Source organism: Mesorhizobium sp. LSHC412B00, assembly GCF_000503035.1.
In the GTDB taxonomy this organism is placed as follows: domain Bacteria; phylum Pseudomonadota; class Alphaproteobacteria; order Rhizobiales; family Rhizobiaceae; genus Mesorhizobium.
Genome location: NZ_AYWB01000002.1, coordinates 52,530 through 67,375, shown reverse-complemented (window position 1 = coordinate 67,375; position 14,846 = coordinate 52,530). Strand labels below are relative to the sequence as shown.

The 14,846-nt window shown below is 63.3% G+C and carries 13 protein-coding genes and 1 pseudogene; 6 read left to right on the top strand and 8 right to left on the bottom strand.

Annotated features, from left to right (window positions below):
- The first annotated feature begins 59 nt into the window (after nucleotides 1-59).
- Complete coding sequence (locus tag X757_RS159875) at nucleotides 60-857, top strand: ATP-binding cassette domain-containing protein (protein WP_023668308.1); 798 nt, start codon at nucleotides 60-62, stop codon at nucleotides 855-857.
- Nucleotides 854-1,894: an ABC transporter permease gene (locus tag X757_RS159880; RefSeq protein WP_023725342.1), complete on the top strand. Its 1,041-nt coding sequence runs from the start codon at nucleotides 854-856 to the stop codon at nucleotides 1,892-1,894. The genes X757_RS159875 and X757_RS159880 overlap by 4 nt, the downstream gene beginning before the upstream one ends.
- A 312-nt stretch (nucleotides 1,895-2,206) precedes the next feature.
- Here the strand turns inward: X757_RS159880 and X757_RS1000000165680 are convergent.
- Nucleotides 2,207-4,952, bottom strand: a pseudogene (locus X757_RS1000000165680) (ATP-dependent helicase).
- Nucleotides 4,953-5,032: 80 nt separating this feature from the next.
- Nucleotides 5,033-5,869 carry a DUF2059 domain-containing protein gene (locus tag X757_RS159885; RefSeq protein ID WP_023725341.1) on the bottom strand — a complete coding sequence of 279 codons (837 nt, stop codon included), beginning with the start codon at nucleotides 5,867-5,869 and terminating at the stop codon, nucleotides 5,033-5,035.
- A gap of 243 nt (nucleotides 5,870-6,112) precedes the next feature.
- Between X757_RS159885 and X757_RS159890 the strand changes: the two genes are divergently transcribed.
- A complete protein-coding gene (locus X757_RS159890) occupies nucleotides 6,113-8,452 on the top strand; it encodes a glucose/quinate/shikimate family membrane-bound PQQ-dependent dehydrogenase (RefSeq protein ID WP_198024387.1) in 2,340 nt (779 codons plus the stop codon).
- Between the two features lie 261 nt (nucleotides 8,453-8,713).
- Here the strand turns inward: X757_RS159890 and X757_RS1000000168450 are convergent, their stop codons facing one another.
- On the bottom strand, nucleotides 8,714-8,854 hold the full coding sequence (locus tag X757_RS1000000168450; protein WP_023713551.1) for a hypothetical protein: 141 nt from the start codon (nucleotides 8,852-8,854) through the stop codon (nucleotides 8,714-8,716).
- 295 nt (nucleotides 8,855-9,149) lie between these two features.
- Between X757_RS1000000168450 and X757_RS159895 the strand changes: the two genes are divergently transcribed.
- The gene (locus X757_RS159895; RefSeq protein ID WP_023682108.1) at nucleotides 9,150-10,055 is read left to right on the top strand and encodes a dienelactone hydrolase family protein; all 906 of its coding nucleotides are present in this window, start codon (nucleotides 9,150-9,152) and stop codon (nucleotides 10,053-10,055) included.
- Between the two features lie 3 nt (nucleotides 10,056-10,058).
- On the opposite strand, the gene X757_RS159900 is transcribed toward X757_RS159895, so the two are convergent.
- From X757_RS159900 to X757_RS159915, 5 genes are all read right to left on the bottom strand, one after another.
- Nucleotides 10,059-10,508, bottom strand: coding sequence for a response regulator (locus tag X757_RS159900; protein WP_023668313.1), 450 nt, complete (start codon nucleotides 10,506-10,508; stop codon nucleotides 10,059-10,061).
- The gene (locus X757_RS159905; protein ID WP_023682107.1) at nucleotides 10,505-11,653 is read right to left on the bottom strand and encodes a histidine kinase dimerization/phosphoacceptor domain -containing protein; all 1,149 of its coding nucleotides are present in this window, start codon (nucleotides 11,651-11,653) and stop codon (nucleotides 10,505-10,507) included. Before X757_RS159905 ends, X757_RS159900 begins: the two co-directional genes overlap by 4 nt.
- 55 nt (nucleotides 11,654-11,708) lie before the next feature.
- Nucleotides 11,709-11,927, bottom strand: a complete 219-nt coding sequence (locus X757_RS1000000167775) for a hypothetical protein (protein ID WP_155929625.1) — start codon at nucleotides 11,925-11,927, stop codon at nucleotides 11,709-11,711.
- Entirely contained in the window at nucleotides 11,914-12,111 is a 198-nt protein-coding gene (locus X757_RS159910; protein ID WP_013531006.1) for a hypothetical protein, read from the bottom strand. The genes X757_RS1000000167775 and X757_RS159910 overlap by 14 nt, the downstream gene beginning before the upstream one ends.
- A gap of 146 nt (nucleotides 12,112-12,257) precedes the next feature.
- On the bottom strand, nucleotides 12,258-12,743 hold the full coding sequence (locus tag X757_RS159915) for a thioesterase family protein (RefSeq protein WP_023699589.1): 486 nt from the start codon (nucleotides 12,741-12,743) through the stop codon (nucleotides 12,258-12,260).
- A 102-nt stretch (nucleotides 12,744-12,845) separates the two neighbouring features.
- Between X757_RS159915 and X757_RS159920 the strand changes: the two genes are divergently transcribed.
- Together X757_RS159920 and X757_RS24585 are read left to right on the top strand one after the other, a co-directional pair.
- Nucleotides 12,846-14,255: an FAD-binding oxidoreductase gene (locus X757_RS159920; protein ID WP_023725338.1), complete on the top strand. Its 1,410-nt coding sequence runs from the start codon at nucleotides 12,846-12,848 to the stop codon at nucleotides 14,253-14,255.
- Between the two features lie 20 nt (nucleotides 14,256-14,275).
- Entirely contained in the window at nucleotides 14,276-14,755 is a 480-nt protein-coding gene (locus tag X757_RS24585; protein ID WP_023667425.1) for a hypothetical protein, read from the top strand.
- Nucleotides 14,756-14,846 lie beyond the last annotated feature (91 nt).

Sequence of the window (14,846 nt, the reverse complement as noted above, 5' to 3'; positions counted from 1 at the left end):
CCCGGCCGGCAGGACCGCCGGCACCAGGCCGGGATGATACCACAGGAGCGAGGATCGCCATGGCCGAACGCATCATCGAACTGCGCGACATCAGCAAATCCTATGGCCAGGTCTATGCGCTGGGCGGGGTCAATCTCTCGGTCGACCGCGGCGAGGTGGTTGGCCTGATCGGCGACAATGGCGCCGGCAAATCGACGCTGATCAAGATCCTGTCCGGCGTCGTCAAGCCGACCAGCGGCGAGATCCTGGTGCGCGGCAAGCCGGTGACCGGCTGGAGTGCGGCACGCTCGCGCGACGCCGGCATCGAGACGGTCTTCCAGGATCGGGCGCTGGCCGTGCAGCAGACCATTGTGCGCAACATCTTCATGGGCCGCGAACTCACCGGCTTCATGGGCTTTCTGAAGGTCAATAAAGAGATAGAGGAGGCGAGCCGGCTGATGCGCGAGATCGGCTTCACCTCGAAGGTGTTCACGCCGCACTCGATCGTCGGCCAGCTCTCGGGCGGCGAGCGCCAGGGCGTGGCGATCGCGCGCGCCATCTACAAGCAGGCCGAGCTGATCATCCTCGACGAGCCGACGACGGCGCTGTCGCTGACCGAGACCGCCAAGGTCTTCCATTTCGTGCGCCAGGTGCGGGCGAGCGGCCGTTCGATCCTGTTCATCGGCCACAACATCCACCACGTCTTCGACATCGCCGACCGCTTCGTGGTGATTGACCGCGGCAAGGTGGCGCTGACCGCCGATCGCACTGAGGTCAAGTCGGCCGAAGAGCTGATCAATTTCATGGAAGACGTTGCGCATCCCGGAGGATTGCCGGGGCTGCACGAGGCCGGCGACGCGGAGAGGGCAGCACGATGAGCAAGACCATGGAACCCGATCTGCAGAGCCCGCTCGGCGGCAAGGCGGCCCGGCCTGAATGGAAGCACCCGTCCGACCATTGGCTGCGCGGTTTCGTCATCGACAACCGCGCAGCGCTCGGCACGCTCGCCGTGTTCATCATCATGATGGCGGCGTTCCTGATCGCCAACCCGACCGTGTTCACCACCTGGTATCTCTACAGATCCGTGCTGACCACGCTGCCGGTTGCCCTGTTCGTGGTGGTGCCGCTGGTCTTCGTCGTCACCTGCGGCGAGATCGACCTGTCGTTTCCCGCAACCATGGGCTTTGCCTCCTGGGTGTTCGCGCTGGTGGTGCAGGCCGGCTATGATCCGTTCCTCGGCATTGCTGCCGCACTCATCACCGGCACGCTGCTTGGCTTTCTCGTCGGATCGCTGGTCGTTTATGGCGGGCTGTCGTCGCTGATTGCCACGCTCGGCATGAATTTCCTGCTGCGGGGACTGATCCAGATCATCAACGAGGGCAGATCGACGGCACTGACCGGTCTCAGCGACAGCTGGGCGTACACCATCTTCTCCAGTCAGGTGTGGGGCTTTCCGGTACAGGTCTTCTGGGCACTCGCCTTCGTCATTTTGTCGGCAATGCTCTACAATCGCCACCGCTTCGGCGCGCAGGTGCGGGTAGTCGGCGACAACCCCGACAGCGCCCAGCAGATGGGCATAGACGTCAAGCGCGTGCGGGTGAAAGTGTTCATCTTCACCGGCATCGGCGCGGCGATCGCCGGCACGTTTTCGGTGATGATCAACTTCACCTGGTGGCCGACCGCGGGCGACGGCTATCTCCTGCCGGTGCTGGCGTCAGTGTTCGTCGGCGGCACGCCGACCTGGGGCGGCATCGGCACGGTCGCCGGCGGCGCGATCGGCGCGGTCACCGTATCCTTCATCCAGACCGGCGTCGTGGCGGCGGGCTTGAGCGGCTTCTACGTGCAGTTCTTCAACGGGCTGATCATCATCCTGTCGCTGCTGGGGCATAAGTGGAACCAGGCAAGGTATAGGTGAGAGGCTAATTGACGGGGACGCTCATGTTGCGGACCGCATGCCCCGACGATTGGGCAGACGCCCGTCGCTTCGTCATTCTAGGGCGGAGCAGGAGCGAAGCTCCGTCGCGTAGACCCTGGAATCCATTCCGTGACCTTGGAGTGCAGCTGCGCAGGATTCCGCACCGTGGCAACGCGTTGAAGACGCGGGATGGATCCTCGAGTCTACGCTGCGTCGCCACGCTCCTTGCTCCGCCCGTGGATGACGAGGCGGGGAGGGCTCCGCCAGACTACAACAATGTGGTCGCTTGTAGGACAACAGCACAAGCGGCGCTCACACCGCCGCCACAAACCCGTCCAGCACGCGTTTCTGGCCGGCCTTGTCGAAGTCGATGGTCAGCTTGTTGCCTTCGATGTTGGAGATGTTGCCGTTGCCGAATTTCTGGTGGAAGACGCGGTCGCCGACGCTGAAGGGCGACGGCGTGTCGGCGACGGATTTGGCGACCAGTTCGCCGTCAATGGTGCGGCCTTTGACGCTGGTTCGGCCGGCGCCGTAGCCGGAGTCGGTCTCGCCATAGCCGATGCGCTCGACCTGGTGGCCGGAGCGCGAACCCCAGTTGCGGTCGGTGGCCTCGGTGCGGTTGGCCTGCGCGCGCTGCCAGCCGGGCGTCGCATAGGTGTTGGAGAAGGCGCCGGATTTTTCCGCGCCGACATTGTCGAAGCGCGAGGCGCCGTAGGGGTTCTGCCGTCCTGCGCCCTGGCCGCCACGGCCCGACGCGAACGAACCGCCGCCATAGGAATTGCCGTAGCCGCCATAGGAGTTGCCGCTTTCGGCAACCTCGACATGGGCTTCCGGCAGTTCGTCCAGGAAGCGCGACGGAATGGTCGACTGCCACAGGCCGTGGATGCGGCGGTTGGAGACGAACCACAGATGCAGGTTCTTCTTGGCCCGGGTCAGGCCGACATAGGCGAGACGGCGCTCTTCCTCCAGGCCGGAGCGGCCGCCTTCGTCCAGCGCGCGCTGATGCGGGAACAGGCCTTCCTCCCAGCCGGGGAGAAAAACCGTCTCGAATTCGAGGCCCTTGGCCGAATGCAGGGTCATGATGTTGACGGCATCTAACTCGGCATTCTGCTCGGCGTCCATGACCAGCGCGACATGCTCGAGGAAGGAGCGCAGCGATTCGTACTCCTCCATCGAGCGGATCAGCTCTTTCAGGTTTTCCAGCCGGCCCGGCGCCTCGACCGAACGGTCGTTCTTCCACATGTCGGTGTAGCCGCTCTCCTCCAGAATGGTCTCGGCGAGTTCGGTGTGCGGCGTGGTTTCAAGCGCCTTCTGCCAGCGCTCGAAATTGGCCGCCACTTCGCGCAAGGCCGCGCGCGGTTTCGGCTTCAGCTCGTCGCTTTCCGCAAGCTTGGCGGCTGCCTCCAGCATCGGGATGCGCAAGCTCCGCGCCGTGTCGTGGATCTGGCGGATGGTGGCTTCACCCAGGCCGCGCTTGGGGACATTGACGATGCGCTCGAAGGCGAGGTCGTCGGCGCCCTGCGCGACGACGCGGAAGAAGGCCAGCGCATCGCGGATTTCCATGCGCTCATAAAAACGCGGGCCGCCGATGACGCGGTAATTGAGGCCGAGCGTGACGAAGCGGTCTTCGAATTCGCGCATCTGGAAGGAGGCGCGGACCAGGATGGCCATGTCGTTCAGCTTGTGCTTGGCACGCTGGTAGGTCTCGATGGTTTCGCCGACGGCGCGCGCCTCCTCCTCGGAATCCCAGGCGGCGTGGACATGCACCTTCTCGTCGTCCTCGGCCACTTTTTCGGTGAACAGCGTCTTGCCGAAGCGGCCCTCATTGTGGGCGATGAGGTGCGAGGCGGTCCCGAGGATGTGCGCGGTCGAGCGATAGTTGCGCTCCAGCCGGATGATGGTGGCGCCCGGGAAATCCTTGTCGAAGCGCAGGATGTTGTCGACCTCGGCGCCACGCCAGCCATAGATCGATTGGTCGTCGTCGCCGACGCAGCAGATGTTGACTTTGTTTTCGCTCACGGGCCGTTCCGCGCCTGCCGGCGCAGGCCCTCCGCCCCCTCTTTTCTGCGCGCCTTCGGCGTCGCGGGAGTCGCCTCGCAACGGCTCGGACGCCCGGTCGGGCTTGCGGCCTTCGGCCGATCGCGCTTTACCCTCCCCTGGATGGGGAGGGTCGCCGCGAAGCGGCGGGGAGGGGNGGCGCGACCTCCCCCATCGAGGGGGAGGTAGGTCTTTGCGCCAGCAGCCGCAGCCACATGTATTGCGCGGTGTTGGTGTCCTGGTACTCGTCGACGAGGATGTATTTGAAGCGCTTGTGGTAGTCCTTCAGCACGTCCGGATTGGCGCGGAAGATGCGGATCGGGTGGCAGAGCAGATCGCCGAAGTCGCAGGCGTTCAGCGTCTTCAGCCGCTCCTGATAGGCCTTGTAGAGTTCCCGGCCCTTGCCGTTGGCGAAGCTGCGCGCGTCGCCCTCGGCAATGTCGGCGGGGCCTTGGCCCTTGTTCTTCCAGCCGTCGATCATCTGCGCGAACTGCTTGGCCGGCCAGCGCTTGTCGTCGAGGCCTTCGGCCTGGATCAGCTGCTTGATCAGCCGTACGACGTCGTCGGTGTCGAGGATGGTGAAATCGGATTTGAGCCCGGCCAGCTCGGCGTGGCGGCGCAAGAGCTTGACGCCGATGGAGTGGAAGGTGCCGAGCCACGGCATGCCCTCGACGGCTTCGCCGACGAGATGGCCGATGCGCTGCTTCATCTCGCGCGCGGCCTTGTTGGTGAAGGTCACCGCCAGGATCTGCGAGGGGAAAGCCCTGCCGGTGGCCAGGATATGGGCGATGCGGGTGGTCAGCACGCGGGTCTTGCCGGTGCCGGCGCCGGCCAGCACCAGGACCGGGCCTTCGGTGGTTTCCACCGCCAGCCGCTGCTCGGGGTTGAGGCCGTTGAGATAATCGGGCCCGCTGTTGGGGCCGCTGCGGGCCGCCATGGCGCGCGCGGCTATGCCCGACGGGGCCGCGGGCCGCGCATTGGGTTCGTCAAAAAAGGGCATGTCTTCCGCAAAGCCGGACATCTCCCCCGAATGTAGTGATTCGGGAGCGAAAGACCAGAAGTGTCTACGTTTTGTTCTGCTAAAGTGCCTGATACTGCGGCTCAGGCCTTTCGGTAACCGAGCGCGACGAACAATCGATGTCCGAACGAGCGCGCTTCCTCTGTCATCACCATGCCAAAGGCCGTCAGCATCTGGTCGTAATAGCGGCTGCCCGCGGGTGACTCCAGGAATGTCGGGTACAGTCTGAGATCGCCGAGCGGGAGATCCCGGTACGTATAAGCGCTACCCTGCATGGCATTCTGTTCGATGTTCTGGCGAATTTTCACGGATTGCTGACGCACCAGCGCCATGATCTGTTCGTCCGACAGAGGCTTTCCGGCTGCGCCCAGCATCCCCGTAACCATCGCGTAGCTCATGTTCAGCGCTATCGCCTCGCCGGTGTCGACAGCGCTGATATCGTCGATGATCTTGCGGTACAATTCGAGCCGGGCAGGATCCTTGGTCGGAAGCTCGGCGAGGATTTGCTTGCCCTCTGTCTTCTTGCTTTGCCTGCCTTCCGGGCCAGACGACTGAATTTCCAAAGCGGTGACGTGCTTGCCCAACGGGGAAGCGTAAAACGCTGCGAGGTCGGACAGATCGGTGGCCGACAGCCTGTCCGCCATCCGCGATTCGATGGCAGTCTCCATTTTGACTGCGTCGAAGGCGCCTTCCAGCGCGACCGACAAGGCGTCCTGGAAATTTGCCGGTAACGGTTCGGGTATGGATTTCGTGGCTGCGGCGATGCCGGGACCGATGCCCATCAGCATCTCGTGAAAGCCGTTTGCCTTGTTGATCTCGCTAAGCGTCTGTGCCGGCGCGGCCACCGTGCCGGCCGTGAGCGCGACGAAGCTACAGAGGACAAGGACTACGCGCGTCAGAGGCGAGGCGAATGACGTCACTCTGGTTGCTCCTGATGGTTGGTCCAAAGCAGACTGCTGGAAAACCCGGATGCCGGCAAGGCGGGGATTGCCACCTTGGCGTGTGGCCTCGAAAAACGCCCTGTTACGCAAGAGAGCCTGCGGCATGGCCTTTTGGTTTCGCCATGGATCGCTCCCCGGCGGCTTGACAGGCACGGCGGCCGGGAGAAGGTTGTACCGCCGGGGGCAGGATTGGCATACCTTTGCCCATGGCCGCGTCGCGGAATGCGCATCAGTCGAAGGAGTATCGTCTTGGCTGTCGTCATCACCTCCCTCATCCTGTTCCTCATCGGCCTCGCACTTGGCGGCGGCGGCGTCTGGCTCGCGATGCTGGGCGGCAGCTGGTACTATGTCATCACCGGTCTCGCCTTCCTGATCGCCGCATGGCTGCTCTTCCGGCGCAAATCGACGGCGCTCTGGCTCTACGCGGCGATCGTGCTCGGCACGCTGGCCTGGGCGGTGTGGGAAATCGGCTTCGACTGGTGGGAACTCGGACCGCGCGGCGGCATCATCGTGCTTCTGGCGCTGTGGCTGCTGACGCCATGGGCAAGACGGGGCCTGACCGGCCCCGACGCGCGCGCGCCGCTCATTCTGGCCGTGCTGGCTTCGCTCGCCGTCGCCGGTTATTCGATGACGGCCGATCCCAAGGACATCGCCGGCGACCTCAGCGCCGACAAGGTGACGCCGACTGCCGATCTCGGCGGCAATGTGCCTCCGGGCGAATGGCATTTCTACGGCCGTACGCAATTTGGCCAGCGCTATTCGCCGCTCGACCAGATCACGCCCGACAATGTCGCCAAATTGCAGCCGGCCTGGACCTACCAGACCGGCGACGTGAAAGGGCCGGACGATGTCGGCGAAACCACCTACCAGGTGACGCCGCTGAAGGTGGGCGACTCGCTCTATATCTGCACGCCGCACAATTTCGCCATCGCCATCGATGCCGCCACCGGCAAGGAGAAATGGCGTTTCGATCCCAAGATCAAGCTCGACAAGGACCGCCAGCACCAGACCTGCCGCGGCGTGTCCTATTATGCCGATGCCAAGATCGCCGCCGGCCAGCCTTGCGCGACGCGCGTCTATCTGCCGACCTCGGATGCGCGGCTGATCGCGCTCGACGCCGCCAACGGCCAGGTCTGCCCGTCCTTCGCAGAGGCCGGCACGCTCAATCTGTTGACCAACATGCCGTATCCGAAGTCGGGCTATTATTACTCGACCTCGGCGCCGCTGATTGCCGGCGGCAAGATCATCATCGGCGGCGCGGTCAACGACAATTATTCGACGCAAGAGCCGTCCGGCGTCATCCGGGCCTTCGACGTCGACACCGGCGCCCTGGTGTGGAACTGGGATTCCGGCAATCCGGACCAGACAACGCCGCTGGCGGCAGGCCAGACCTACACCCACAACTCGCCCAACATGTGGTCGACGGCAAGCGCCGACGAGAAGCTCGGCCTGCTCTATGTGCCGCTCGGCAACCAGACGCCGGACCAGCTCGGGATGGGCCGCAGCGCCAATGTCGAGAAGTTTTCCTCCTCGATCACCGCGCTCGATCTGGCCACCGGACAAGTGCGCTGGGTGCGGCAGACCGTGCATCACGACCTCTGGGACATGGATGTGCCGGCACAGCCGACCCTGGTCGACATCACCACCGCTGCCGGCGTCGTTCCGGGCCTGGTTGGACCGACCAAGCAGGGCGACCTCTACGTGCTCGACCGGCGCAGCGGCGAGCCGATCATCCCGATCAAGGAAGTGCCGGCGCCGGGCGGCGCTGTCGAGGGCGATCACACGTCGCCGACGCAGCCGGTCTCGGATCTCTCCTTCAATCCGAGGCCGCTGACCGGCGCCGACATGTGGGGCATCACCATGTTCGACCAGCTGGCCTGCCGGATCGAATTCCAGGGTCTGCGCTACGAGGGCCGCTATACCCCGCCATCGGTGCAGGGCTCGCTGGTCTATCCCGGTAATTTCGGCACCTTCAACTGGGGCGGTGTCGCCGTCGATCCGGTGCGGCAGGTGATGTTCGGCATGCCGACCTATCTGGCGTTCAAATCGCAGCTCATTCCGCGCGACCAGGTGCCGCCGCCGGATGAGGGGCGCGGCAGCGAGCAGGGGCTGAACCGCAATGAGGGCGCACCCTATGCGGTGGTGATGGGGCCGTTCCTGTCGCCGCTCGGCGTGCCCTGCCAGGCGCCGCCATGGGGCTATGTGGCGGGAGCGGACCTCAGAACCGGTAAGATCGCCTACAAGCACCGCAACGGCACCGTCTACGACATGACGCCGTTGCCCTTGCCGCTGAAGGTCGGTGTTCCCGGCATTGGCGGGCCGATGATCACCGCCGGCGGCGTCGTCTTCCTGGGCGCGGCGGTCGACGACTATCTGCGCGCCTATGACCTGACATCGGGCAAGCAGCTTTGGCAGGCCAGGCTGCCGGCCGGTGGGCAGTCGACGCCGATGACCTACACCGTCGCCGACGGCCGCCAGTTCGTGGTCATCGTCGCCGGCGGCCATGGCTCGGTCGGCACCAAGCCCGGCGACTATGTGATGGCCTATAAGCTGCCGAAGTAGCAGCGATGTGACTTAGGTAGGTGATCGGCCCGGCAGATATGCAATTCTGGCAATGTCGCGCCGCCCCTCATCTGCCTGCCGGCATCTATACGGGGAGAAGTGCCCGGCAGGGCGATGAGGGCAGCAGCAGCCTTGGTCAGCTTGCGTAAGAGATGGCCTTTGAGGCTGGGCACGGAGCCCAGTACTTCATTGGTTAGCTGCGGCCCTGCACGGAGCCCAGTACTTCATTGGTTAGCTGCGGCCCTGTTTCGGCCTGCTGGATCAGCGTGGTGCCGGCCGACGCCGGTCGACGCGGACCTTCACCATCCGAGCGGCGGCTGCGGCAGCAGCGGAGCGCATTGCCAGCAAGGCAGCAACAGCAAGCACGAGCGCGCTTGCAAGGATCGGAGTGGACAAGGTCATGGCGTTGTTCCTTCTCGTCGGGCTCGCCGCTACGAGCGAGACCATCATCAGCTTCCTTCCATATTGTGGCGGCACCATCGACATTCTCTGAAATGACCAAAATGTGATGGGCGCGTTCGGCGGGGCGGCCGCATCGTTCGATGGCGCAAGCGTCACCCATCCGAGACTGGACCGTGCGAGCTTGCACCCTATCTTGATCCGCGAGTCATCCCGGAGTGACCGCGAGGTCATCCCGGAGTGACCATGAGGTCATCCCGGAGTGACCGTGAGATCATCTCCTAACGAGGAGCACGCCATGACGAAACCCACCGCCGAAGCCGTCAAACCTGCCAAACCTGCCATCACCCAGGCGATGATCGATGCCTATGACGAATACACGCATCTGACGCTCGACCGCCGCCGCTTCATGGAACAGCTGACCAGGCTTGCCGGATCGGGCGCGGCGGCGGCCGCGATCGCGCCGCTGCTTGCGGCGAATTCGGCGCAGGCGGCAATCGTCGCCGACAACGATCCGCGCGTGAAGGCTGAAGATATCACCTATTCCGGCAGCAGCGGTGAGATGAAGGGCTATCTGGTCAGGCCGGCGGACCAGTCCGGCAAGCTCGGCACCGTCATCGTGGTGCATGAGAACAGGGGGCTCAACCCGCATATCAAGGATGTTGCGCGGCGCGTTGCGCTGGAAGGGTTCGTGGCGCTGGCGCCGGATTTCCTGTCGCCGCTCGGCGGCACGCCCGCTGACGAAGACAAGGCGCGCGACATGTTCACCAAGCTCGACGCCAGCCAGGTCACCGCCGATGGCCTGGCGACCATCGCCTATCTCAAGGGCGAGAAGGACGGCAACGGCAAGGTCGGTGCTGTCGGCTTCTGCTGGGGCGGCGGCACGGTCAACAATCTGGCGGTCAACGCGCCCGATCTCGCCGTCGGCGTCGCCTATTACGGCATGCAGCCGAAGGCCGAGGATGTGGCGAAGATCAAGGCGGCGCTGTTGCTGCACTATGCCGGGCTCGACGAGCGCATCGACGCCGGCATCGATGCCTACAAGAAAGCGCTCGACGCCGCCCATGTCGAATACACGCTCTATGTCTATGACGGCGTCAACCATGCCTTCAACAACGACACCTCGGCCGCGCGCTACGACAAGAAGGCAGCCGATCTCGCCTGGGGACGGACGATCGCTTTCCTCAAGGAGAAGCTGGCGTAGGCTTCAGGCCGCCGACGACGCCCATACGCTTTCATAGGCCGGCGACAGCGTAAAACCGGCCGGCAGCACCGAGACCGGGGGCGGGCGCCGCACGCCCTCCTGCAGATAGCGCAACGCCGACACCAGTCCGTTCATCGTGTAGGGCTTGGCGATGACGCCGATCGCGCCGGCGAAATGGTCGGGGATGCGTTTTGGATTGGCGGTCATGAACACCACCATGGAACGGTTACCCTCGCGGATATGCTCGGCAACCTCGACCCCGGTTGGTCCGTCGGCGAGGTGGATATCGACAAAGGCAATATCGGCATCGGCGGTATCAATCATACCTCTTGCTTCGGCCAAGGATGTCGCCCAACCCACAACGCTGTGGCCGGCTTCCTCGACGAGGCTTTCCAGTTCCATCGCCAGCAACGCCTCGTCCTCGACGATCAGGACCTTGAGCGGTTCGTTCATGACAGCTTCCCTTTCTGCTGCGGTTCGTTCGGCATCGAGATGACGACCTTTGTGCCCGGGCCGGCGTCGCGCCATTCGATGTCGGCATGCAACTGCCGGGCAAGCGACTTGATCAGCCGCATGCCGAAGGAAGCATCGCCACTGGCCTCGGCCATGCCGACGCCGTCATCGGAAACCTCGATGTTGAAGTGGCCGTCGGGCTGGCTCATCTTGATGCCGATGCGCCCCGCGGTGGTGCCGTCCGGCTTTGCCTTGAAGGCGTGCTTCAGCGCGTTGGTGACAAGCTCATTGACCATCAAGGCAACAGGCGTGGCTTTTTCGGCCGGAATGACGATGGGTTCGAGGTCCAGCGTCGGCTTGATCTCGGCGCGTCCGGATGCGGTCAGCAGGTCGGTGACCAGATCCCTGGCGAAATCCGAGACATCGAAGCGGCTGACATCCTTTGACTGGTAGAGACGGCGATGCACCGTGCTCAGCGCCTCGATGCGCTCCAGCATGGTGGCCAGCGATCGCTTTGTCGCTTCATCCTTGATTGCCCGGCTTTGCATGATGATCAGCGAGGAGATCATCTGCAGGTTGTTTTTCACCCGATGGTCGACCTCGTGCAGCAGCGTGGTCTGCGCCTCAAGGGCGGCCTCAAGCTCGCGCGTGCGTTCCTTGACAGCCTTTTCAAAGCGGTTCTTGTCGGCGGTGATGCGATCCTCCGAGCGCTTGCGATCGGAGACATCGAGCTGTGAGGCAAAGAAGAACAGGAGTTCGCCTTTGTCGTTGGAAACCGGGCTGATGTAGAGCGCATTCCAGAATGTCGAGCCGTCCTTGCGGTAGTTCAACAGATCGATGGCGATATCGGTTCCCGCTGCTATCGCGTCGCGCACGCTAGCCACAGCTGCCTTGTCTGTCTCTGGCCCCTGCAGGAAGCGGCAGTTCTTGCCCATGACCTCGTCGCGCTCGTAGCCGGTCAGGCGCAGGAACGCGTCATTGGCAAAGACGATCGGATTGTCCGCCTGACGGGGATCGGTGATGACCATCGACATGCGGGTGGCGCGGATGGCGGCCGCGAACGGATCGCCCTTGCCGTGCTCGGCATGCAGATTGTCCGTCATGTGCCATGCGTCGGCCGGTTCCCTGGTCCTTTTCCAGTCCATGCTTTCACTCCAAGCCGTTTTTCAGGGGTCACAACGGCTTAGACGTGGAATTGGTTCAATCTTGATCTTCTTGTCGCAGGCAGCCGTTTGCGAAACCGAATCGCCGGTTGCGCAAACTGTCGAAATGAACGGTTTTTGAAGGTTGTCGGATGCAGCCGATTCGCTGAAAGCGGGGCTGGCGCAGACCTTTGGAAATGATCAGGTCGCAATGGTCCGTGGCGGCGCTCGCCGGTGGCGGCTTTCTCAGAACAGCGGAAACATCAGGCGTGGCCACGCTTCATGCGCGCCTGCTTCAGGATGGCGCGCCAGCGGATCATGTCGAAGGGGATAGGCTCGTTGTTGTTGGCGATGTGGAAGATCTCGTTGTTGACGTTCTTCAACGAGCGCCAGAAATCATAGTCGGTGATGCGCGGATCGGCAGCCAGCCTGTCCACCTCGACCTTGATGTCGGTTTTCATGCACGTTCCTCGAACCGCCTGTTGCCCGCCGCCCGCGTCACAACTCGCATGGCACCGTTCTCAAACGGTCAGCTGAGTCGTTCAATGGCCCAAATGGCTTGTTCACGTTAAAACCTTGGTAAGGTTAACGCGGGCGCGGCAGCGCTTCAAGCGGTCCTGCGGCGAATACCGATCGAACGGCCGGCGCGCTCGGGCATCGGCAGTGCAGAATGGGCGGCGCGCATGGCTTCCACCTTGGCCTGCACATCGGCGGGGAAGGGCGCGACTTTCGGCCCGGACATGTCGACATGCAGCGACAGGGTTTCGGAGGTGGCGGCAAGCCAGCCATCGACATGGCGGATTTCCTGGTAGGCCCTCAGCCGCTTGTCGTCGTGATCGATCAGCTGGAAGGATACGACGACCTTGTGTTCGAGGTGCAGTTCCTGGACATAGCAAACATGGACTTCGGCCGTGTAGATGGTCAGGCGCCGCTCTTCGACATAGTCCAGCCCCATGCCCATCGCCTCGAACGCCTCATCCGAGCAGCGGTCGAACAACACGTTGTAATAGGCCATGTTGAGATGGCCGTTGTAGTCGATCCAGTCCTTCTCGATGTCCATCGGTTTGGAAACTAAGGGGGCGGGAACAGGCATGGAAAGTTCCTTGTTCTGGTGCTGGACAGAGCGCGGCAGTCGAGACTACGCATCCATAATCGCATAACAAGCGTGGACGCTGGTCCATTCGCGGAGGAATTCATGGCTCTGAGCGACCTCAATCCGGTCGAACGCAACGAGGAAGGCATCGCCGCCGTGCTCGGCATTCTCAAGCAGCAGCTCGGCGAACGCTTCCAGACAGGCGCGGCGATCCGCTCGCAGCATGCGCATACCACCACCTATATTCCGACGCAGGCGCCTGACGGTGTCGCGTTCTCGGAGACGACAGAAGAGGTGCAGGAGATCGTACGTGCCTGCGCCGCGCACCGCGTGCCGGTCATCGCCTTCGGCGTCGGTTCCTCGCTGGAGGGCCACACCAACGCGCCGGGTGGCGGCATCTCGGTCGACACCTCGCGCATGAACCGCATCCTGTCGGTCAACCCCGAGGATCTCGACTGCACGGTCGAGCCTGGCGTAACGCGCGAGGATTTGAATCGGCACCTGCGCGATACCGGCCTGTTCTTCCCCATCGATCCCGGCGCCAATGCTTCGCTCGGCGGCATGGCGGCAACGCGGGCCTCCGGCACCAATGCGGTGCGCTACGGCACGATGCGTGAAAACGTGCTGTCGCTGACGGCCGTCATGGCCGATGGCGAGACGGTGACGACCGGCAAGCGGGCGAAAAAGAGTTCGGCCGGCTACGATCTGACGCGGCTTCTGGTCGGCTCGGAAGGCACGCTCGGCATCATCACCTCGCTGACCTTGAAGCTGCAAGGCATTCCGCAGGCGATCTCCGGCGGCGTCTGCCCGTTTCCAAACCTCGAGGCGGCCTGCAACGCGGTCATCGCGACCATCCAGATGGGCATTCCGGTGGCGCGGATCGAACTGGTCAATGGACTGCAGATGCGGGCGATGAAGAATTACTCGAAGCTCGATTATCCCGAGAGCCCGTGCCTGTTCGTCGAGTTCCACGGCAGCGATGCCGGCGTCGCCGAACAGGCCGAGACCTTCGGTGCCATTGCTGAAGACAATGGCGGCGGGCCATTCCTTTGGACCAGCGTCGCCGAGGAGCGCACGAAACTCTGGAAAGCCAGGCACGATGCTTATTGGGCGTCGCTGACGCTACGGCCGGGCGCCAAGGGCCTTTCGACCGATGTCTGCGTGCCGATCTCGCGGCTGGCCGAATGCGTTGCCGAAACCGAGGCCGACATTGCCGAGATGGGCCTGGTTGCGCCGATCGTCGGCCATGCCGGCGACGGCAATTTCCATGTGCTGGTGCTGATGGACGTCAACGACCCCAAAGAGATCGCGCTGGCGGAGAAATTCGTCTCGCGGCTGAACATGCGGGCGATCGCCATGGACGGCACCTGCACCGGCGAACACGGCATCGGCCAGGGCAAGATCGGCTTCCTGCGCCATGAGCTCGGCCATGGTGTCGACATCATGCGCTCCATAAAAAAAGCGCTCGACCCGCAAGACATCATGAACCCGGGCAAGATATTACCTGCATAGCCGAAATGTGAGGAGCGGCAATGGATACCCTGATTATAAGGGCATCGCTTGGCAAGACACTGTTACTGCTGTCGGCCAGCCTCTTCTTTGTCCTGGCCTGCGCTTTCCTGATTTATGTCTCCGAGGACGGCGACACCGCCGGCCTTTGGTGGTGCGTGGCCTTTTTCGGGCTGGTCGCGTTGGTGTTTGCCTGGCAGCTTGTGCGGCCGCAGATTCTGGTGCTGAACGGACAAGGTTTCAGTCTCGGCGGAGGCCTTGTTCGATCGCCCAACCTGGTCCCCTGGAAGAATATCGAAAGCTTCTTCGTCGTCCATCGCCGGCGCAGGATAGGCGATATGATCGGGTACAATTTCGCACCGGGGGTCAAGAAAAGCTCCGTCATGGGCAGCGTGACCAAAAGCCTCGGCGCCGAAGCCGCATTACCGCAGGGCTGGACATTGTCGCCCGAGGAGATGGTGGTGCTGCTGAACGAATATCGCCGACGGGCCATGGCAGGATAGTCTCTTGCGCACAGGCCGGACCGCGGTCAAAGGCGTCCAAAAATCTCTGCTCTTCCAGATACATCAGAGATCAAGCAACTCTGGATGAATT